Source organism: Flavobacterium sp. NLM, from assembly GCF_002210235.1.
Classification (GTDB): domain Bacteria; phylum Bacteroidota; class Bacteroidia; order Flavobacteriales; family Flavobacteriaceae; genus Flavobacterium; species Flavobacterium panici.
The window spans coordinates 77,603-98,505 of sequence record NZ_LIAC01000004.1; the positions used below are offsets into that span (position 1 = coordinate 77,603).

Genomic DNA, 20,903 nt, shown 5'->3' on the forward strand with positions numbered 1-20,903 from the left:
CAATTAGTAATTTGATAATGTAAAGTTGATTAAAAACAATTCGAAAGGGGAGTAATAAAGTACGTAATTGGGTACAAAAAAATCTTATGTATGTATTTTGTGTATTTTTTTCAGGTTAAAAAAACAATATCAATAAAAAAAGTATGAGAAAAATTGACAAAGTTTAAATAATTAAGGATTTAGTATTTTTTGTCTTTTGAAAAATATTCATCTAATTGATTTGTAGAAGTTTAATCTTAATTCAGGGAATGTTTTTAGGTTTATAATTATTTCAAAATAAAAACATTCATTTTTAACCAAAGAATTACAGTGAACTTAATTATTAAATTCTACTTGGGAAAATAGAGAAACAATATCTCTGCTGAAATAAAAAAAGCGAGTTAAATATATTAACTCGCTTTACTTTAGCTTTCTTTTGAATAAAGCTATTTATAATCTATTCTTTTCTAAATCATTAATTTAAGATAAATAAAAGAGGTTTAAATTTTGCTTTCGTCTTCAACAGCATCCTGCCATTTATCCCAGACTTTAACTCCTGCATTGTAACCATCATAACCAAAGTTCTGACTTAACTGACCTTTGATATTAGGCTCTATAGCAAGTCTAAATGGAATTGGCCAGTAATTATTACGTTTGTCCATAGTATAAAACTTAACACCTGGTTTAAGAGAAATACCAGCCGGATATTTGTTGTAAAGGGTATAATGCACAATACGCTGATACCAATAACTTCCTCCGGCTGCATCTGTTCCAGATTGTTTATCCCAATTTGTTAAACTGTAAGTATGGCCCCATTCATCTGGTTTACCGCTCATTGCTAAACAGTGCGAAATACGTTTTAATTCAACATTTCTCCATTCTTCCATATAAAGTTCTCTTCCTCTTTCTGCACAAATATCACCAATAGTTACTGTTGAATACATTTGCGAAGCTTTTGCTCTTGCTCTTACAACATTTACATCCTGAGCAGCTCCGGAAACATTTCCTTGATAAAAACGGGCTTCTGCACGTAATAAATAAGTTTCTGCTAAACGGTATATGTACATATGCGCGCTTGATCCGGCCGTAGCTCCCTGAAAATCATTTGCTGCAGGGTTAGCTTCAGCTACAACATCATGATAGTAGATTTTATAATGAGGGAAATCAAACCAGTCACGAATAGAATCTTGTGCTAACAATTTGCCAGCTTCTCTCATTCTAAAATTTTGCCCGGCCCATGTTGCACTTCCACCAGCTCCGGGAGCATATTTAAGGTCTTCCATATTTACCCAGTTTCCTACGGTGCTGTTATGTCTAAGATCCTGCTTGTCTTCAACATTGTTTACAACCCACATAGGATGTTGTGAATAATAAGAACCACTAATAGTACCAATACCACGTCCTATTGCTCTTTGATAATCATATTTTGCATTATAATTAGTTTTATCAGTCAATGGAAAACGCGGTGCTGCGGTTTTACCATCAGGAGTAATTAAATTGGCATCATTCCAGTTAGGTCCAAAAATTCTCATCGAAGCGAATGCTAAAAATGATTGTGCTCCTCCATTTGGTGCAACCAAAATAGCTTCGGTATTTGCAGAAATTACCTTGTTCTCCGGTCTATGTAAATCCCAGATTACATTTCTGGTAATAGGCCAAGCCGTAGGATTTCCTCCCGGATCAAAAATTCCTAAATTATTTTGTACTAAAGAGTAACCTGATTGACCAATTAAAATATTAGCTTGTGCTTCGGCATCAGCAAATCTTCCAGATGCTAAATAACATTTAATTAGTAACTGACGGCATGCACCTTTGCTAACCATACCTACATATCCTATTTTTGACTGCTCTGGAACATATTGTACAGCTTTCTCCATATCTGCTGTAATCATTTCAATGATGGCTTCCTTTTTAGTAGAATAGTAACTTTGCTTTGGAACAGATAAAATTTTAGTAATCAATGGTATGTCTCCAAATTGATAAACCAGATTAAGATAGCGGTATGCTCTGTGAAAATAAGCCTGCCCAATATATTTATTTTTAACCTCTTCGGATAAACTTGTCACATTTCCAATATACGTTAATACAGTATTGGCATTTTTAATACCAGTATAAGCTTCAGTCCACATAAACCCAAGATAAATAGATTCTCCACTTGGATCTCTTCTAAAATCTCCGGTAGGAACAATAGTATTGGCATAATCAGCAATATTACTTCCTGTGTCTGTTTTTCCATATTGTGCCATGTCTGAGAAAAGATACTCAGTACCAATAGGCACACTCACACCAGAAAAACCATAGTGAATATAATTATTACGCAGCTGTTTATCGCACAGTGCTAAAGTTGCCTGTAACCCGGCTTCTGTAGAAAACGTATTTTCAGGTTCGTAAAACGAAAGCGGATCTGAGTCGAGAAAATCCTTTGAACAAGAACTTGACAGTGCAGCCAATAGAATAAAGGGCACTAGTCTTGTAACTTTATTTTTTATATATTTTTTCATTGTTGAATAATTATTAAAGTTGGAAATTAAAACCTAAATTAAACTGTCGAGTAGCTAATCCTCCTGTTTCCGGATCTCCAAAATATTTCCATTCTTTAGAAGCAGACCATGTTGCTACGTTTTGAACTGAAGCATAAATTTTTATATTTTTAATATGCGCACGATCTAAAAGATCTCTAGGAAGTGTATAGGCTAACGAAATGTTGTCTAAACGAATAAAACTACGATCATACAATCTTCCTGGTGCAACCGGAGTTCCTGCAGGCCCTTTAGCATCAAGACGTGCCCAGTCATTGGTTGGGTTATCAAGTGTCCAATACGGATTTACATATGGATTGAAGTTGAATTTATACAAACTGGCATCATTGAAAGTGTTCATATAAATTGAACTAAGTGATTTACCTCCCACATTTGAATACATACTGATAGCCAAATCCCAGTTTTTGTAAATCTTAAAATCATTGCGCATCGACCATTGTACAGGAGAGTTTGAATTCCCTAAAAACTGTTTGTCTTTTTCATTATAAACTGCTTTTTTATAAGGAACACCATCTGGATCTACCGCATCTACATCATCTGCTGTATAGCTGTTTGCAACTTTTGGGTCTCCTGGACGCTGTCCATATCTTCGAGCTTCTTTCCACTCCTCTTTTTGCCAGATTCCAGTTACTCTATAATCCCAAATTTGAGTGATTGGTCTGCCTATAAACCATCCATTAGCAGAATCATTTCCTTCTTGCGTTCCAATAACATTACCATTTTCATCTTTAATATCTACCATATTGCCATATAATGACACAATTTTATTTTCATTATAAGAGATTCCAAATGAAGTGCGCCATTCAAAGTTTGTGTTTTTCATATTAAGACTGTTGATACTCAATTCCAAACCTTGATTCTGAACCTCTCCAAGATTGGTTGCGATTGATGAAAAACCAGTAAAACCAGGAAGGGACTGACTCATAATCATATCATGAGTAGATGCTCTGTAAAGGTCTAAAGTCGCAGTAATACGATCATTTAAGAAACCTAAGTCAAGACCAATATTTGTTGAAGTTGTTTTTTCCCATTCCAAATTTGGATTTGCCAAACGGTCAAGTGCTAAATATTTAATCTCAAGTGCTTTTCCTGAAGGATCTAAATATCCCATTGTTCCGGTATTTACTAAGTTTGCTAAAGAAACGTATGGATCAGCAAGCGACCTGTTTCCGTTTTTACCCCAAGACAAACGCAATTTACCGGTACTCATAGCATCTAATGGAAACCAGTTTTCATTTTTAAAGTTCCAAGCAACCCCAAAAGAAGGGAAAACTGCGTAAGGATTTGAAGCTCCAAATGCTGAATATCCATCACGACGAATTGTCGCTGTAAGCATATAACGATTATCAAACGAATAGAAAAGCCTTGCCATCAATCCATCTGCTGTTTCATGCGTATCGTTTGATCTGATTGCACTATTTGCCATTGTTGCCGTATTTACAAGGTGAAACCCTAAAGCATCTGAAGGCTGAATATTATAGGCATCCATTCCATCTGACCAATAACGACGTTCTTCGGCTTCCTGAACAAAAGTTGCAACGATGTGATGTTTTTCAGCAAATGTATAATCCCACGTTATGGTATTGTTCAGGTTGTAATCAAATCTTATAGCGCTGTTTCTATTTGCTCCTGTGGTAGCTGCAGGCCAGTTTGGATTTTGTGTTGACCTGAAATAACGATCATGGAAAAATTGATAACGAGGAGCGATATTAAATGAATATGTAATACCTAAAGGTAAAGTTACCTTTGTATTGAAAATAGAATTCAATGTTGTATAACCTGTTTCCTTATCAATAAATTGGCGCTCGTAGTAATAGTTATAATTCTGTCCTGAAACATTTTTCCCCATTGGCTGTCTCTCATAGTTGCCATTTGCATCTCTAAAAGTTCCAAATGGGCTGGTTCTCATCATATTATTATCCCCGGCATTTGTACCTAATGAAGGTGTAATATCTCCATCTGATCGATCCTGAAAATTAATGTTTGCTCCAAAGTCAAGCCAATCTGTAATTTTAGCATCAACTTTCATATTAGAACGGGCTGATTTATAGTCATTGCCCACAATAGCTCCTTCCGAAGTTAAATAACCAAAAGACATATAATAATTAACCCTTTCACCTGCACCGGAAATACTCAAATTATTATCACGATTAATCCCTGTTCTAAAAGAACTGTCGCTCCAATCGTGTGTTTTGTCGTCCAGGAAATTAGCCATTAGCGAAGGATCAAAATTCAATCCCAAGCGTGCTCCCCATACTTCTTTCGAACTTTTTCCATTTGTTTGTGCAGCCGGTTGATACGCTAACCATTGCGCTTCTGTAATTCCCCACTTACTTAAATCATTAGGATTTGAAAAATATCCGGGTTTACCATTAGCAACTGTTCCTGCTATCCATGCTTCATATTGTCCGGTTGCTGTATTAATACCATAAGTTTGGGCAGTTTCCCAATCTTCACGATATTTTAAATATCCCTCTGGAGAATATACACCACGATAAGCGCTCTTACTGCTAATTGTCGTGTTTGTAGTAAAACTAATCATTGGTTTACCCGATTTCCCTTTTTTAGTTGAAATAAGAATAACCCCTGCAGCCGCTCTTGATCCATATACAGATGCCGCCGATGCATCTTTTAAAATATCAAGCTGGGCAATATCATCAGGATTGATTTCTGAAAGTTCACCATAAAACTGCATTCCGTCTAAAATAATAAGCGGTGAATTATGAGGTCCTCCTGTTTTTTGATCATTACCTGTATACACAGAAGTCTGCCCACGAATTTGGATATTTCCGCCTCCTTTTGCAGATGGGTCATAACCTACTCTTAAACCCGGAGTACCTCTTAATATATCCTGAACAGTCTGCGGATTTTGGTTTGCTAGTTTATCAGGTGTTATCTGAACAATTGCTCCCGTTAAATCTTTTTTCTTCATTTTACCGTATCCTACAACCACAACTTCATCTAGTGATGTTGTCGCTTTTTGAAGTTTTACAGTAATGGAAGTTTCTCCTTTTAAAGCAATCTCTTTGGTTGTATAACCTAAATAAGATATTACTAATACAGCATTATCATTATCTGTTTTTAAAGTAAATTTTCCATCAAAATCTGTCAAAGTAGAATTTTTACTTCCCTTTTCTAAAATAGTAACTCCCGGCAGCGGCATACCATTTTCATCATTAACTTGGCCTTTGATGTTTTTTTGTTCCAGTACATTTTTTAGGTGTGTTGTACTTTTTGAACTAATTGCGTAGCTATGAACCTGGGATAAAGAAAATAACACACAGAGCATCATCATTTTCTTCTTCAAATTAAACACAGATTCGCAATCAGGACTTTTTTTGATCCTAATAAAATTTGTCATTTTTGGTTTTCATTTTTGGTTAATAATTAGTTAGTATGAAAATCACTATGGTTTGGGTTAAGTGGATAAGTGATTAACTGTGCAAAAATGAATAATAATGGGTTTTGTAAGGAGTAATAAAATACGAATTAGGGTATTCAAAAGTGTTGTGAAATCATTTTTGATATTTTTTTAAGCTTAAAAATTTATTATTGTAAGAAAAAGTATTAAAAAAATATTGAATGCATAAAAATATGTGGTTTTGATCCAACTTGTAAAGGCTATCAAGCTTTTTATAAACTATTAAATGTATTTATCGCTTTAAAATTGCCATCCTGCAAAAGAGGCACATTTATTATACGGCTAATAAATAAATATTTATGCAAAAGCCATTCCTTGAGACTTTTAAGCTGTTTTCATATCATTATTTTTTCTGAGTTTAAAAAAAAATCATTTTGAAATAGGGGTAAAGTGTTATTAGGTTGTATTACTGCTGTAGCAAGAGTACAATTATTAACTTTTAATCTCCAATTGCCTTATGATACTTTTAATTATCACTATCGCATTATTATTTTGGTTATTTAAAAAATGCGTTTCCCTGCATGAGATTTTCAGTTTTCAAGCCATAAATTTTCAGGTAAAATCTGTCATGTTCTTTTTTCTTTCTATAGCTATCTCTCACGCGCAGGAAAAAACGGTAAACTATAATGTACTTCGAAATGGTGCCGTCATTGGGCAAATGCAGTTTTATCAAAACAATAATAATGGTGAAGTCTTTTTGAAAATTTCTTCGGAAGTAAAAACCCGATTAATTTTTTGTATCAATGTAAAAACAGAAGAAGGTTCACATTTTAAAAACGGAAAATTAATTTCCTCCTACGTAAAGCGTCATGTTAACGGAAAAGAAAAAGCCAACAAAACGACGCAGTTCACAGATTCAAATTACAAAACTTCTGACGAGAATAAAAAAGGAGAAATCAAACAACAATATATCAATTACAACCTTATGCTGCTTTACAGTAAAGAACCTGTAAGCGAAGACAAGGTTTATTCTGATAGTTTTCAGCAATTTTTAACGATCAAAAAAACAGACAATCACTCGTACCGTATTGAATTACCCGACGGAAATTATAATGATTATCATTTCCAGAATGGTATATGCCAAAAAGTCGAATTGCATCATTCATTATTTACAATCAACATTCAAAAAGCATAAATCAATCAAAAAAATCATCATGATCAAAATCATCAATTACCTGTTTATTAAGCTGACCATTTTTGGTGCAAAGCCCATCGCAATGGATAGAATTTATGAAGTAGAAAAAAGTGCTCCCAATTTAATTGTATATGCATTGCCCGTTGTATTGTTTTTTACGGTACTGGAATTTGTTGTTTTTTATTTTTTAGAAAGAAAAGAATACGATAAAAAAGAAACGCTGGGATCTGTACTAATAGGTTTTGGAAACTTAACGGTTAATTTAATAATGAAAACAGGATTACTTTATGCCGTAGTCGAAATTTACAATATTCTCCCTTATCGAATGGAATTTAACTGGTGGAGTTTAATTCCGTGTTTTATATTGTATGATTTTAGTTCGTACTGGACACACCGAATTTCTCATTACTGCCGATTTTTCTGGGCGACTCATGTTGTGCATCATTCTGCAGAACAATATAATCTTACCGTAAGTTTTAGGCAGAGCTGGTTTCAGTATATAAAAATTGTTTTTTTTATTCCGCTAATTTTTGCCGGATTTCATCCAGCCGTATTTTTTATTGCCAATCAACTGAGCGTTTTATATCAATTTTGGGTACATACAGAAGCCATTGGAAAACTGCACCCTTTTATTGAAAAATATTTCGGAACTCCTTCTAATCATCGCGTACATCACGGAAGTCAGGAAAAATATCTGGATAAAAACTTTGGTGCAACATTCATGATTTGGGATCACTTATTTGGTTCTTTTCAATATGAAGAAGAAAAACCGCGCTATGGTATTACCAGTTTACTTAAAAGCAAACTTAATCCTTTATATCTCAACATACATGAATTTCAGGATATTATCAGTGATGTGAAAAAAGCAAAAGGTTTCAAGAAAAAGATGTATTACATTTTTGCAAGTCCTGATATTATTGCCAAAAACAAATTAAAAAAGGAAACAACTCAACCTCTTAAACTGCCTATACCATGCCAACAAGTCAAGAAAAACAACAAACATTTCAGCAGCAGCTATTCGAATACTTTAGCCGAAAAGATAATTGTGTAAAAACCATTGGTAACGAAATTGTAATTACCAAAGGAACAGATAAAGGATTATCGTTTACATATCTCTCAGATCACAGCTGTATTGTTCACTGTTATGAATTTAGCCTGAATACGGATCTCGATCCCGATACCACGATTGATGCTTTTATTCAGCTATTGGCCAATCATAATATCATATACGATCAGCCTAGTCCTTCTTACAATTAATCAAAAAAATAATATTAAATATAAAAAGTATATATCTTTGATTGAATGTCAAAACGTATTAGTGGAGTATAGTAATATAGATCCTATTAGTTCTATAAAGAACGGAAACGAAGCAGCTTTTGAAAAGGTTTTTAAAACGTATTTTAGAAACCTTCATGCTTTTGCTTACACTTTTATGAAAGATGATATCATTGCCGAAGAGATTGTACAAAATGTATTTTTTAGGATTTGGGAAAAAAAAGAACAGCTGCAAATTGACGATTCATTAAAAGCATATCTCTACAGATCAGTTCATAATGAAAGCCTCAATCACCTCAAACACCTCAAAATAAAAAACTCATTTCAACTGCAGTATTCAGGTAATATGGAATCCTCAAATCAAGATGCATCAAATCAAATGGTTGCCGCTGAACTCGAAAACGACATTCAAAAAGCAATCAGCGAATTGCCGCCGCAATGCCGTACCATTTTTCAAATGAGTCGTTTTGAACAGCTCAAATATCAGCAAATAGCCGATCAATTGAATATCTCGATAAAAACAGTCGAAAACCAAATGGGTAAAGCCCTTAAAGTATTACGATCAAAACTGGTTGAATATCTTCCGTTTCTATTATCCTTATTACATTTAATCCGAAGATCATGAGCCAAAACAATATGAATATGAACGATGATTTACTAGTGAAATATCTAGTTGGCGAAACTGATGCAGACGAAAACGCAGCAGTAGAATTTTGGCTTAAAGCCGATGAAAAAAACCTGAACTACTACAACGGTTTTAAGAAAATATGGGAAGACAGCCTTTTAATTGCTGCCGAAAATAAAAACATAGATGAAAATGCGGCCTGGAAACGGCTGCAAAATCGAATTCATGATAAAGAGGTGAGGGTAGTAACGCCTAAAAAATCTTCCGTCTCTTGGCTGCGTATTGCGGCTTCTATTCTCTTAATTAGTACTTTAGGATGGCTTGGTTATTCTTATTTCGAAAATAAATCAAACACATTAATTCAGATATATGCTTCAAACTCTACTTTAAACGATACATTGCCAGATGGTACAACGGTTACTTTAAATAAAAATTCGTCTTTGTCTTATGCGAGCAAGTTTAAAGGCAAAACCCGTCCGGTTACTTTAAAAGGTGAAGCTTTTTTTAATGTTTCTCCAGACAAAACAAAACCGTTTATCATTACAATTAATGATGTTACAGTACAAGTTGTGGGAACATCTTTTAATGTGAAAAACAAAAACGGAAAAACAACCGTAGATGTTGAAACCGGAATTGTAAAAGTGAGCAAAAATAAAGATCAGGTAGAATTAAGACATGGAGAAAAAGTTGTCATTGCTGATAAGAACTCGGAATTATTAAAAAGTACCAGTAAAGGCAGATTATATAATTATTATCGCAACAAAGAATTAGTTTGTGATGAAACGCCATTGAAGGATTTAGTTGAGGCACTTAACGAAATATACGATGCTAATATCATAATTAAAAATCCTTCTTTAAAAGAAAAACCTTTAACAACTGTATTTAAAGATCAATCCTTAGATCAGGTTTTAGAAGTAATTCAAGAAACCTTCCGGATCGAAATTGAACGTAAAAACAATCAAATTATATTAGAGTAATTCCTTTTTTATATGCCCATCAATTCAAAATTTACTTTTGTACAAGTTTTATTCTTACTTATTTCAAGTGCTTTTTTTGGCGCTCATGCCCAATCTATCTTAGATACCGAAATGTCTATCGATGCAGATAAAAAACCATTAGGCCATATTCTGGATGTAATGGAACAAAAAGGAAATTTCAGGTTTGCTTATTACAGTAAACTAGTTGTAAAAGATAGTGCCGTTACCATTCATTCGAAGGAATCTACCATAAAAGATGTTTTAGACCAGTTACTAGGCAATAAGTACGAATATAAAGAATCGAAAGGATTTATTATTCTGCGTTACGCGCCTTTAGAACTCGCACTTGTTTTAGAAAAAAACAATGTTGTGAATGATTATCAGGTTGTAAGCGGTTACATTATGGATGTAAAAACCAACAAGCGTATTGAAAACGCGAGTGTCTACGAAAAAAATGCCTTGCAATCTACTTTAACAGATAAGGAAGGTTTTTTTGAATTGAAGCTTAAAAATGTACTTGAAACTATTGAATTAACTGTTGTAAAAGAAAACTACAAAACGATTACGACAATTTTTCTATCTGAAGTAAAAATCCAAATAGGTTCCAGAAAATCGAACTCAGATTATGTCGATGGCGATTTCTCTGCCGTTGAACGAACAGGAATTGGACGTTTCTTTATTTCTTCCAAACAAAAAATACAATCACTAAATTTAGGAGGGTTTATTTCTGAAGTTCCGGTACAAGCTTCCATAATTCCGAGTTTGAGTACACGCGGTATGATGAATTCACAATTAAACAGCAGTTTCTCTTTAAACTTATTAGGAGGATATACGGGCGGAGTTCGCGGTTTAGAAATGGCTGGTCTTTACAATATTACGCGTATGAATGTCAATGCTCTACAAATGGCTGGGATATTCAATACCGTTGGAGGCTCTGTAAATGGAGTTCAATTAGCCGGAATTTATAACAATGTGTTTGGTGATCTAAACGGACTGCAAATGAGCGGCATTCATAACAGCATAAAAGGCTCGCAAAATGGTTTGCAGCTTACTGGTATTTATAACAGTGTACAAAAAGATTCTAAAGGAATGCAAATGTCGGCTATTTATAATACCGTAAAAGGCACTCAAAACGGATTGCAGATTTCGGGTATTTATAATTCAGGAAGCGGAATTGTTCGCGGTGCCCAAATAGCAGGAGTCTTAAATTATGCCAAAGAATTAGATGGATTCCAGTTTGGATTAATCAATATTACCGATTCTCCATCAGGTTATAGTATGGGATTATTGAATTTTAAAAAGAATGGTTACAAAAAAGTAAGTATTACCAGTAATGAAATTTCCGATATAAATGTTGCAGTAAAAACGGGAGATAATAAACTCTATACTATTTTGATGGCAGGAAGAAGCGAACGTAGCGATGAAGAAAAACTAACGTCTTTTGGAATAGGTTTTGGAGCAAATGTCCTTTTAGGAAAACGCTTTACTTATAATCCTGAAATTAGTTCGCAATATCTTTATTTAGGAAATTGGGACCGTTATAATTCTTTATCTAAATTCGATTCTCCTTTCACCTTTCGAATATTCAAAGGTTTAGCCATATCTGCCGGACCATCTTTCAATATTTATACTTCTGAAAAAAGAGATAAAAATGCTCCGGATAACAATACTTCAACTTTTGTCCAGGATCGAACCAAACGCTATAATGTTATAAAAGATAATGGCAAAGGAATATACGGTTGGGTTGGCTGGAGTTTTGGTGTTACGCTGTTTTAATTATATTAAAAGTGTATCATAAATATTTTTTTTCTGCGTTAAATCAATTTAGAGAGTGAATCTTTTACAATGGGTAGCCAATTTCCCAAATATGTCCAAAAGGATCTTTTAGCTTTCCGATTCTCCAGTCTTCTTCTGTTATTATGGGACAAATTTCTGCAGCGCCGTATTTTAATGCATTTTCAAATATTTGATCTGCATTTTCAGTCTCTAAAATTATTCTTATCGGCGTATTAAATGAGTGAGCAATTTGATTGCCATCACAAGGTTCTTCGTCGCTTAGATAAAATTCAGCACCTTCAATTGTTATAACTGATGATATTTTATTGTTTTCAAGCGAATATCTTTTTGATTCAACTGCCCCAAAAGCATTGATGTAAAAATCAACTGCTTTTATTGCATTGTTTACTGTAAGAAAAGGTTTGATTGTGGTTTTAATTCTTATCATCTTAATGAAATTAAATGAGTAAATATTATCTATATAAAAATAAAAAATTAAACTGATTTTATAGTTTTAAAACCGTTATATCCCAATCAAAAGCAATTTAAAACAAAAAACCTGCAAATCAATGATTCGCAGGTTTACCACATTTTATTTGAAGAGCAGAATTCTAATCTATACTATTAGATTGGTCTTTTGTAAACCGTTACATCATCTACCCACATCATTGCAGTTGAAAATAAGTTAATTTTATTAGGGTCAATAAAATTAGAATCTTTTGATCCAACATTCAGATTAAATATAATAGAGTGTGGTCCAAAATTATTTAAGTTAAGGTTGCCTGCACTACTGTTTGTATAAGTTGAAACCGTAACGTTATCAACTTTTATAGTCACCGTTACAACATTGTTTTGCATTTTCCAAAATGATTCATACAAATGCCATCCGCCATTTCCGTTAATATTGAAATTACCTGGATAGTTTCTTTCTGCAGCGTTTCCTAATAAATTTGCTCCGGAAGAAGTTCCATAAAAAAGATTTGAAGTAAAACGACTTGCATTAGGAGCAAAAGAATAACCTTCCATAATATCTATTTCTCCTTTGGTTGGCCAGGCATTTTGCTGCACAGACCAAAAGGCAGGCCATGCACCGTAAGTTTCTGTAAAAGACTTGTAAGTTCCGCCATCCATTGCTATTAATTTAATATTGGCAGAAAGCATATACTCTGTATTGTTTTCAGGCTTATATTGATAATTAGAAGAAATGAACCCCGATTGATATTTGTATGTGCTCAATTTTGTAGTCTTGATTTCCAAACATTGTTTTCCATCTCTCCATTGTGTTGTGGGTACTGAACTATAATAGTCACAATACCAGGAGTTATAATCTGCACGCTGCTCTTTTGTCCATTGTGACAAGTTTGAACCTACATCAAATGTATCTTCAAATTGTTTAACCCAAGGTGCGCCGGCTACTTTGCTTGTACTGTTTTTTGTACTTGCACTTGCTGATTGGTCTTTTGCAGCTGGACTTGCATCATCTGCGCAGGACGTAAAACCTAAACTTAATACACATGTCACTGTTAACGCTAACAAATTTAATTTTTTCATAATTTAATTTTTTGGTTTATTAATAGTTGAAGTAAAGTATTATAGTTTTAAAAATTTAATCTAAACCTTCAAGGAATCCGGTGTGTGAACTTTTGATTGCAAAATTCGAATCGTATAATAAAGGCCAGTCATTTCCTGGGTGATTCAGTTCAGCGTTAAACGGAATCCAAGATTCATTATCCTTCATTCCCCAAATAGTTAAGGCGTATTTATTTGCTGCCGGAAGCGCATTATAAATCTTCACCATTTCTTTGTATTTCTCTTTTTGAGCTAATCTTCTTTCGTTTGTAAAACTAGAGATATCATTAGATTGGTTTACTTGAATATCTAATTCAGAAACATGGATTTTTAATCCTTTTGCAACAGCTTTGTTAAGATCAGTTTCTATTTGAGCTTTTGTTGGACTTAAATACGTGTTGTGCATTTGGAAACCGACACCATCAATCACATTAGCTGTTTTTAAATCATCTAGAATGCTGAAAACTTTATTTTGTTTTGGAGTATTGGCTGAGGTTGCATAATCATTGTAAAATAGCAATAAAGATGTATCACCAGCGGCAGTTGCAGCAGCTCTTGCCCATTGAAAACAGTCTTTTACATAATTTGGCCCCATTCTTTGTAGAAAAATAGTATTTCTCATAACACCGCCATTATCATCTACAGCTTCGTTAACAACATCCCACGATTTTACTTTTCCTGCATAATGTGTAACAACATCCGTGATGTATTTTTTTACTTCTGCAGCAAATTCGGCATCCGTACCTGAGAAATCTTTTAACCATTGCGGTACAGAATTATGCCAAACTAAAGCATGTCCGTGAACATTGATATTATTAGCATTTCCGTACGCTACAATTTTATCGGCTACCGTCCAGTTATACACACCGCTTGCAGTCGAAATTTGATCCATTTTCATTTCGTATTCGGCAGAAATACTGCTGAATTCATTTCTTAAAATAATATCATACGGACTTCCGTTCGTTAATTGTGAAGCTTTTATCGCCATACCCACAAAAAACGGATTAGCTAATTTATTTGCTTTTACTTTTAAAAAAGTTGGATCTTCAGGAATACCGCTGGAACCTGTTGTTACAACACTAATCACATTTGAGTAGCCTGAAATTTCTGTTTCATTTTTAGCTCTTACTCGGTAATAATATTGAGTTCCTCCGGTTAAACCTACTACAACTTCGTTTAAATCAGTAACTTCTTTTGCATTGTAATTTGGGACAAAACTGGCAAAATTTTCGGTGGTTGAAACGTCTAAAAGATAGCTTTTTGAATAGGAAACATAATTCCATTTTGCTTTAAAACCATTATCATTTACATCTTTTGGAGCGTTTGCAACTGGCGTTTCTAAAGTTTCAGCAACTTCATTGTCGTCTTTTGAGCAGGCATTTAAAAAGAAGACGACGCTGGTCAGCATTAGTAAAAATTTAATTTTCATACTGTTTTTTATTATAGAATATTCTTTGTTGAGATGAATACTCTGATTTATATTTTCTGTTTTTTATTATATAACACGTTGGGATCATTAAAAAACTTAAACACATAGAAACATAGATTCCGAAGCCTTAAAAAAGGCGTTTCACTTATTTTAAAAAAAATATAGAGTGCTATGTGTTAGAAACATGTTTCTTTTTATACTCTTTTTTAAGAAGTAAAATCTATGTTTCTATGTGTTAAAATAATTATACCCAACGAGGTTATATAGTTTACTTTTAAAAGAGGCTGTTTCAAATACAGCCTCTTTTTTAGTTAAAGACCAATCAATTATTGGTAACGAATTTTAATATTATCAAATTTAATAGCACTTGGATTCGGCGAATCTCCCTGAGCAACTCCAACTTTAATTTCATTAATTTTAGAAGGATTTAAATTGGCAGCTGTATTAGAACCAAAACCGTAATTATCTTTAAAATCAGCTATTGATATGGTTTTTGTTGTCCAGTTTACATCGGTTACTTTAAAATTATAACCATAATTTACACCGTCGATTGTATTTAACTGAATGGCAAAATTTGCCCCAACCACATTGGCACTTACATCAATATCAATAAAAGTTTTTGTAGCATCTGTATTAGAAGTACTTAAGAAACTAGCTCCGCCGCCGGCGCTGCTTCCGTTATAACCATTTGCATTTGAACCACCCCAAACTAATGTGGTGTAATTTCCTGTTGGTCCGCCCGGAGTACTCGCATTAAAACTCTCGATATCACCATAAGAAGTCCATTCGGTTCTTACGCCATTTCCGTCAAAATCAGACACCAAAACAATCGTAGCAAAATTGATTATTTGTTTGGCTGCACCTCCCGGTGTAGTAATTACTAATTCTGATCCTGAAACTGCATTAACAGGTAAACCAATAATAACAGAAGTAGACGATTTTACTGTATAGCTCAACGCTTTTCCACCTAAGGTTATTGATGAAATATTATAAAACCAGGTACCTTCAATTTCTAATGGAAATCCCGGAGTTGCTACCGCCGGAATTGTTTTTGTAATGGTTGGAACTGGCTGTAAAATTTCAATCTCTTTAGTTAAAGACCCCGTTCCGGTTATAAATGTAATGGGCTGTTTTCCAAATCGGCTTCCTAGTTTTTCATCAAAAGGAATAGTGAAAATAAACGATTTATCTGAATTGTAATTTGGATTGAAACTGATGTCAATTTTATTATCCAGCGTTATTTTTTTTAATCCTTCTAAACCTTTGCCTTCAACTCTCACTTTGTTTAATGGAAAAGCCTGATTAAGTAAATCTCCCGGTTCTGCAACCATAGCATCTACATTTGCAGTAACCGCATCGTCGTTATCGCAAGCTGTAAAAGCAGTCAATGCGAGAAGAATTAGAATTGTATATTTTATTTTATTGATCATAATAAGTTAGTTAAAGTTAAAAGGAACTGGAGGCTCTAATAATGATGGGTTAGTATCAATAGCAGACTGCGGTAATGGCAGTTCAAAATAGTTGCTTCCCGGAGTTATCTTTCTCGAAATCAACTCTGTTCTCGCATCATCAGAATAAAAACCAACTTCTTGCTGTGAAATGATTGCTGTAGCTTCAGAAAGTCCGCGGCGTTTTAAATCGAAGAAATACTGTCCTTCAAGCGCAAATTCAATTCTTCTTTCATTAAAAAGTTCATCTCTTGTTAATACCGTTTTAGCTGGTAATCCGGCTCTCGCTCTTACTTCGTTAAAAGAACTTAAAGCAGAGGCAGAAGTAGTAGAAGGCGCTCCGGCCAAAATAGCTTCAGAATTCATCAATAAAATATCAGAATATCTTAAAATGATAGTGTTTTGAGAAGTTCTCATAAAAAACACATCGTTTCTTTCGGCAGCAGAACCTACAATGTATTTTCTGAAATTAGCCGCTGTAGAAGAGTATATTTTTTTATAGGTGAAACCGCCTTGATTTTTTAATAATTCAGGGTAAAAGTCACCATCCGTCATGATTGTACTTTTCTTTCTGGTATCTTTTGGTTCAAATCCATTTTGTAAAGAGATAGAAGGAAGATAAACTCCCCATCCGTCACCGCCGCCTGTAATTCCGGTACCTCCCGGAACGATATAAGCCTGATTAGTGTTTTGCGTTCCCCATTCTGTAGCAATCGCTTTCCATTGTAAAGCGAACATACTTTCGGCACTATTATTATTCTCCGGACTGCTGAACAAGTTTCCGTACTCCTGAATTAAAATATATTGGTTTCCGATAATTTTTTGGGTTAAAGCAGCACATTCTCCATATTCATTTAAAGTCAAATGCACTTTTGCCAAAATACCCATAGCGGCATATTTAGTAACGTATCCTTTCTTTGCACCTCTTTCAGGTAAATTTGCAACAGCATATTCTAAATCCTGTTTGATGAATTTATAAACGTCAGCAACAAGATTTCTTTTTGGCTGCGCTGCAGAACCTGCTTTATTGATAATTGGCACAGCTCCAAAAGTTCTTACCAAATAGAAATAAGCATTTGCTCTCATGAATCGAGATATTGCAATTGCATTTTTATAAGATGCTTCCGGCAATTCGCTTTTTCTGTCTTCGACTAAACTCATTAAATTATTCGATTGATCGATAACCGAAAACAACGAAACATATCCTTCTGTCAAAATTGGGTTTTGTGACGTTACCTGAGCATCTTTAAACTGTGCATAAGCACCGTCAAATGTAAAAGCGTTTCCGGCGTACATATCTCCAACGGCAATGAGGAATTTATCATTAAAAGTAAACCATGGTTTAAAATATAAACTCTCTGCGATTCCATCAAAAGCAGTAACTCCTTCGGGTAAATCGGCTGGTGTTAATTGATTTTCAGATGGTGCATCCAAAAAGTCATCTGAACAAGAAAATAAAGACAGCAATGGTATCAGCATTCCCATCATAAAAAGTTTAAAAAGTTTTTTCATAACTATATTTTTATGTTAATGAGTATGAATCATTAAGTTAAATGTGTTTTTTTATCAATCTTAGAATTCTAAATTCACTCCAACAGAAGTCGTTCTTGGTACAGGATAACGTCCTAAATCAATTCCGCTTAAGGTTATATTCTGATCTAAATTTCCAAGAGCTGGGTCAAAGCCGGTATATTTTGTAAACGTGTATAAATTTTGAACGTTTACATACAATCTTACTTTAGAAATAAAAGAGTTGTCGAATATTTTGTTTGGTAAATCGTAGCTCAACGAAACATTCTGAATTCTTAAATAAGAACCATCTTCAACAAATCGGTTTGAAATTCTTCCGTTACCATTTGGATCGTTAAGTGTAATTCTCGGCACATCTGTATTTTCGTTTACACCCGGTTCAAAAGCGCGCATGGCCTGAGTGCTTACGTTTCCGAATCTATCACCAAATCCCGGATAAATTCCATCGGTATAATGACGTGTAAAGTTGTAAATCTGGTTGCCCTGACTTCCGGTTAAAACAACAGATAAACTCAGGTTTTTGTATTTAAAATTATTGGTAAATGCATAAGTAAAATCAGGAATTGCACTTCCTATAGCAGTTTGATCTTTACTGTCAATTTTTCCATCGCCGTTAAGATCTTTAAAACGAATATCTCCAATTCCGGTTCCTGTTTCCTGAACTGGCCCTGCAGCTAATTCTGCAGCATTTTTAAACAAACCATCTGTTACATATCCGTAAAATTGTCCAACTGGTTCACCTTCTGTAGTTCTGGTAACGGTATATAAATCAAATTGTACTTTTCCTAATAATGATTTTCCTTCGCCTTGGAAGCTTGTTAATTCGTTATTGTATTTTGAAAAGATAATCGTACTGTCCCAATTGAAGTTTTCTGTTGAAATATTTCTTGTATTCAGCGTAAGCTCAATTCCTTTTGTTACAATTTCACCTGTATTCAGGTAATAATTAAGAGCACTTTGATTCGATTCATCATTGATTTGTTTAGTTAAGAAATCTGATGAATTTTTAATGTAATAATCAAAATCTAATTTTACTCTGTTGTTCAGCATTGCCAATTCAAAACCAGCATTGAAAGATTTAAGAGATTCCCATTTAATATCAGGATTTCCTAAATTGTCAATTGTTGGCGAAACGCCTCCAAAAGGAGAAGAAAGCAATGTTAGAATAGTCTGGTATCTGTTTGCCGGAATATTTTGATTTCCTACTAAACCGTAACCTGCTCTAAACTTTAAGTAATTAATACTGTTTGATAAAGGCTCAAAGAACTTTTCGTTACTAACGGTCCATCCTCCCGAAAATGATGGGAAATAACCCCATTTATTATTTGGGCCAAAGTTTGACGAAGCATCGGCTCTTAAAGAAGCAGAGAAAGAATATCTATCAGAAAAACTGTAGTTTAATCTCGAAATATAAGATGACATAGACCATCTTCCAGAACCGTTTCCGTTCAGTGCCGTATCAATATCACCAATGTTTAAGTTGGTAAAATCTTTATTTAAAAACTCTCCGGTTCTGTAACCGCTGATGTATTCATATCGACTTTCCTGCGCTTCCTGACCTAATAAGAAAGTAAAATTATGTTTGTCGTTTATGGTTTTATTATAGGTTAAATAATTTTTGATGTTCCAGTAATAACTTTGATCCTGTTGTTTGAAAGATTTGTTTAAAAGTTCAGACACATTTCCTAAAGTATACTTTGGGGCAAAAGTGGCACTTTTTGAAAAGTTTAAATCGTATCCTAACTCTGTTCTAAAAACCAAACCTTTAATCAGCGTAAAATCTGCAAATAAATTTCCGTTGATTTTAAATCTTTCTGTAGTTGAATTATTGTATTCAGACAAAGCGATTGGGTTAGTTGCCTCATTAGCAGAAGATCCTAAACCTGTTGTTGGTCCAGCATAAGATCCATCTGCAGCTCTAACCGGTAATTCTGGAGATTGTCTTAAAGCGTTCATAACTAAACCGCCTCGGTCATCGTTTCGAACTACTTGCTGAGACGATTTACTTACCGATAAGCTGTTACCGATTTTCAACCATGATTTTACATTTGAATCAACATTTAAACGCATCGATAATCTGTTGAAATCTGAATTTAAAACAATTCCTTCCTGATCAAAATAGTTTAAAGAAGTATAAAAACGTGTTCCTTCTTTTTCTCCCGAAAATGACAACTGATGATTGTACATGGTAGCCGTTCTAAAAAGTTCGTCCTGCCAGTTTGTTCCGTTTCCTAATAAATCTGGTTTTTGATATTGAAAGGGAACAGGCTCACCGTTTAATTTGTAAATTTTCGCCTGATATTTAGCATACTGAGGTAAGTTTAAAACATCAACCGTATTGGTTATTTCCTGAGTTCCTAAATAGGTTTCGTAGGCAAATTTTGATTTCCCTTTTTTTCCTTTTTTGGTTGTAATCAAAACCACACCGTTTGCTCCGTTTGCACCATAAATTGCCGTTGCCGATGCATCTTTTAAGATGTCAATAGTTTCAATATCAGAAATATTCAAACCAGACAAAGCCGAGTTTTTAGTTTGTCCGTTTCCTCCGCCTAAAGCGCTGAAAGAAAAGGTTTCGTTGTTTTTATCTGCAAAAACCGGAGTTCCGTCAATAACATACAAAGGTTCATTTCCGTTAATAGAAGTAATCCCTCTAATTTGTACCGAAATTCCTCCTCCAGGCGTTCCTGAATTTTGAGTAACATTTACACCCGCAGCTTTACCCACAAGCGCCTGATCGATAGAGACAAAAGGCTTGTCCTGAATTTCCGAAGCTTTGATAGAAGAAACGGCTCCATTAATATCTTTTCGTTTTGAAGTTCCGTATCCAATTACGACTACTTCATTTAATTTCTCCAGATCGTTTACCATCGTGATCTGCATAATTGCTTTTGTATCTGCCGGAATTGACAAATTTTTATATCCTACATAACTAAAAAGCAGCAACGCTTTTGGTTCTACATTGTTTAAAACGAAGCTTCCGTCAAAATCGGTAACGGTTCCGTTTTTTGTTCCTTGTACTATTACACTAACACCCGGAAGGTTGGCTCCGCCAGATGTTACTTTACCTTTAACAGTTTGTGCGTAGAAAAAATTTCCCCACATACATACTATTAAACACAATAGTTTTTTTAATGTTCTTTTCTGCATAAAATTTGGTTGTTAGTTTAATTGAAATAATTAGTTAATCGTTAAGTTTTAG

General features: G+C 34.2%; 14 protein-coding genes. 6 read left to right on the plus strand and 8 right to left on the minus strand.

The annotated features are described in order from the left end of the window. Window positions 1-479 precede the first annotated feature (479 nt). On the minus strand, window positions 480-2,480 hold the full coding sequence (locus tag APR43_RS05770) for a RagB/SusD family nutrient uptake outer membrane protein (RefSeq protein ID WP_053470709.1): 2,001 nt from the start codon (window positions 2,478-2,480) through the stop codon (window positions 480-482). A 13-nt stretch (window positions 2,481-2,493) separates the two neighbouring features. Beyond that, on the minus strand, window positions 2,494-5,880 hold the full coding sequence (locus APR43_RS05775) for a SusC/RagA family TonB-linked outer membrane protein (RefSeq protein ID WP_053470710.1): 3,387 nt from the start codon (window positions 5,878-5,880) through the stop codon (window positions 2,494-2,496). 517 nt (window positions 5,881-6,397) lie between these two features. Here APR43_RS05775 and APR43_RS05780 point away from each other — a divergent pair. From APR43_RS05780 to APR43_RS05800, 6 genes are read left to right on the plus strand one after another with little or no spacing between them, the layout of a single operon-like run. Beyond that, window positions 6,398-7,075 carry a DUF6134 family protein gene (locus tag APR43_RS05780; protein WP_123959121.1) on the plus strand — a complete coding sequence of 226 codons (678 nt, stop codon included), beginning with the start codon at window positions 6,398-6,400 and terminating at the stop codon, window positions 7,073-7,075. 19 nt (window positions 7,076-7,094) lie between these two features. Continuing rightward, complete coding sequence (locus tag APR43_RS05785; protein WP_082356378.1) at window positions 7,095-8,126, plus strand: sterol desaturase family protein; 1,032 nt, start codon at window positions 7,095-7,097, stop codon at window positions 8,124-8,126. Continuing rightward, the gene (locus APR43_RS24285) at window positions 8,048-8,332 is read left to right on the plus strand and encodes a hypothetical protein (protein ID WP_123924580.1); all 285 of its coding nucleotides are present in this window, start codon (window positions 8,048-8,050) and stop codon (window positions 8,330-8,332) included. Before APR43_RS05785 ends, APR43_RS24285 begins: the two co-directional genes overlap by 79 nt. A gap of 37 nt (window positions 8,333-8,369) precedes the next feature. After that, window positions 8,370-8,975: an RNA polymerase sigma-70 factor gene (locus APR43_RS05790; protein ID WP_240514933.1), complete on the plus strand. Its 606-nt coding sequence runs from the start codon at window positions 8,370-8,372 to the stop codon at window positions 8,973-8,975. Beyond that, window positions 8,972-9,952 carry a FecR family protein gene (locus APR43_RS05795; protein ID WP_053470713.1) on the plus strand — a complete coding sequence of 327 codons (981 nt, stop codon included), beginning with the start codon at window positions 8,972-8,974 and terminating at the stop codon, window positions 9,950-9,952. The genes APR43_RS05790 and APR43_RS05795 overlap by 4 nt, the downstream gene beginning before the upstream one ends. A 12-nt stretch (window positions 9,953-9,964) precedes the next feature. Continuing rightward, window positions 9,965-11,728 (plus strand): STN and carboxypeptidase regulatory-like domain-containing protein, encoded by a 1,764-nt coding sequence (locus tag APR43_RS05800; protein ID WP_053470714.1) that lies wholly within the window; start codon window positions 9,965-9,967, stop codon window positions 11,726-11,728. Between the two features lie 64 nt (window positions 11,729-11,792). Here the strand turns inward: APR43_RS05800 and APR43_RS05805 are convergent, their stop codons facing one another. From APR43_RS05805 to APR43_RS05830, 6 genes are all read right to left on the minus strand, one after another. Further along, the gene (locus APR43_RS05805) at window positions 11,793-12,176 is read right to left on the minus strand and encodes a VOC family protein (protein ID WP_053470715.1); all 384 of its coding nucleotides are present in this window, start codon (window positions 12,174-12,176) and stop codon (window positions 11,793-11,795) included. A 176-nt stretch (window positions 12,177-12,352) separates the two neighbouring features. Then, window positions 12,353-13,279: a family 16 glycosylhydrolase gene (locus APR43_RS05810; RefSeq protein WP_053470716.1), complete on the minus strand. Its 927-nt coding sequence runs from the start codon at window positions 13,277-13,279 to the stop codon at window positions 12,353-12,355. Window positions 13,280-13,334: 55 nt separating this feature from the next. After that, window positions 13,335-14,726 carry an endo-1,4-beta-xylanase gene (locus APR43_RS05815; RefSeq protein WP_053470717.1) on the minus strand — a complete coding sequence of 464 codons (1,392 nt, stop codon included), beginning with the start codon at window positions 14,724-14,726 and terminating at the stop codon, window positions 13,335-13,337. A gap of 326 nt (window positions 14,727-15,052) precedes the next feature. After that, window positions 15,053-16,156 (minus strand): hypothetical protein, encoded by a 1,104-nt coding sequence (locus tag APR43_RS05820; protein WP_053470718.1) that lies wholly within the window; start codon window positions 16,154-16,156, stop codon window positions 15,053-15,055. 6 nt (window positions 16,157-16,162) lie between these two features. Beyond that, the gene (locus APR43_RS05825) at window positions 16,163-17,686 is read right to left on the minus strand and encodes a RagB/SusD family nutrient uptake outer membrane protein (protein WP_053470719.1); all 1,524 of its coding nucleotides are present in this window, start codon (window positions 17,684-17,686) and stop codon (window positions 16,163-16,165) included. Between the two features lie 60 nt (window positions 17,687-17,746). After that, window positions 17,747-20,851 carry a SusC/RagA family TonB-linked outer membrane protein gene (locus tag APR43_RS05830; RefSeq protein ID WP_053470720.1) on the minus strand — a complete coding sequence of 1,035 codons (3,105 nt, stop codon included), beginning with the start codon at window positions 20,849-20,851 and terminating at the stop codon, window positions 17,747-17,749. Between the last annotated feature and the right edge of the window lie 52 nt (window positions 20,852-20,903).

Excerpts from the sequence above, each read along its gene's own strand:
- APR43_RS05770 (WP_053470709.1), bottom strand. The coding sequence starts at position 2,480 with ATGAAAAAATATATAAAAAATAAAGTTACAAGACTAGTGCCCTTTATT.
- APR43_RS05775 (WP_053470710.1), bottom strand. The coding sequence starts at position 5,880 with ATGACAAATTTTATTAGGATCAAAAAAAGTCCTGATTGCGAATCTGTG.
- APR43_RS05780 (WP_123959121.1), top strand. The coding sequence starts at position 6,398 with ATGATACTTTTAATTATCACTATCGCATTATTATTTTGGTTATTTAAA.
- APR43_RS05785 (WP_082356378.1), top strand. The coding sequence starts at position 7,095 with ATGATCAAAATCATCAATTACCTGTTTATTAAGCTGACCATTTTTGGT.
- APR43_RS24285 (WP_123924580.1), top strand. The coding sequence starts at position 8,048 with ATGCCAACAAGTCAAGAAAAACAACAAACATTTCAGCAGCAGCTATTC.
- APR43_RS05795 (WP_053470713.1), top strand. The coding sequence starts at position 8,972 with ATGAGCCAAAACAATATGAATATGAACGATGATTTACTAGTGAAATAT.
- APR43_RS05800 (WP_053470714.1), top strand. The coding sequence starts at position 9,965 with ATGCCCATCAATTCAAAATTTACTTTTGTACAAGTTTTATTCTTACTT.
- APR43_RS05805 (WP_053470715.1), bottom strand. The coding sequence starts at position 12,176 with ATGATAAGAATTAAAACCACAATCAAACCTTTTCTTACAGTAAACAAT.
- APR43_RS05810 (WP_053470716.1), bottom strand. The coding sequence starts at position 13,279 with ATGAAAAAATTAAATTTGTTAGCGTTAACAGTGACATGTGTATTAAGT.
- APR43_RS05815 (WP_053470717.1), bottom strand. The coding sequence starts at position 14,726 with ATGAAAATTAAATTTTTACTAATGCTGACCAGCGTCGTCTTCTTTTTA.
- APR43_RS05820 (WP_053470718.1), bottom strand. The coding sequence starts at position 16,156 with ATGATCAATAAAATAAAATATACAATTCTAATTCTTCTCGCATTGACT.
- APR43_RS05825 (WP_053470719.1), bottom strand. The coding sequence starts at position 17,686 with ATGAAAAAACTTTTTAAACTTTTTATGATGGGAATGCTGATACCATTG.
- APR43_RS05830 (WP_053470720.1), bottom strand. The coding sequence starts at position 20,851 with ATGCAGAAAAGAACATTAAAAAAACTATTGTGTTTAATAGTATGTATG.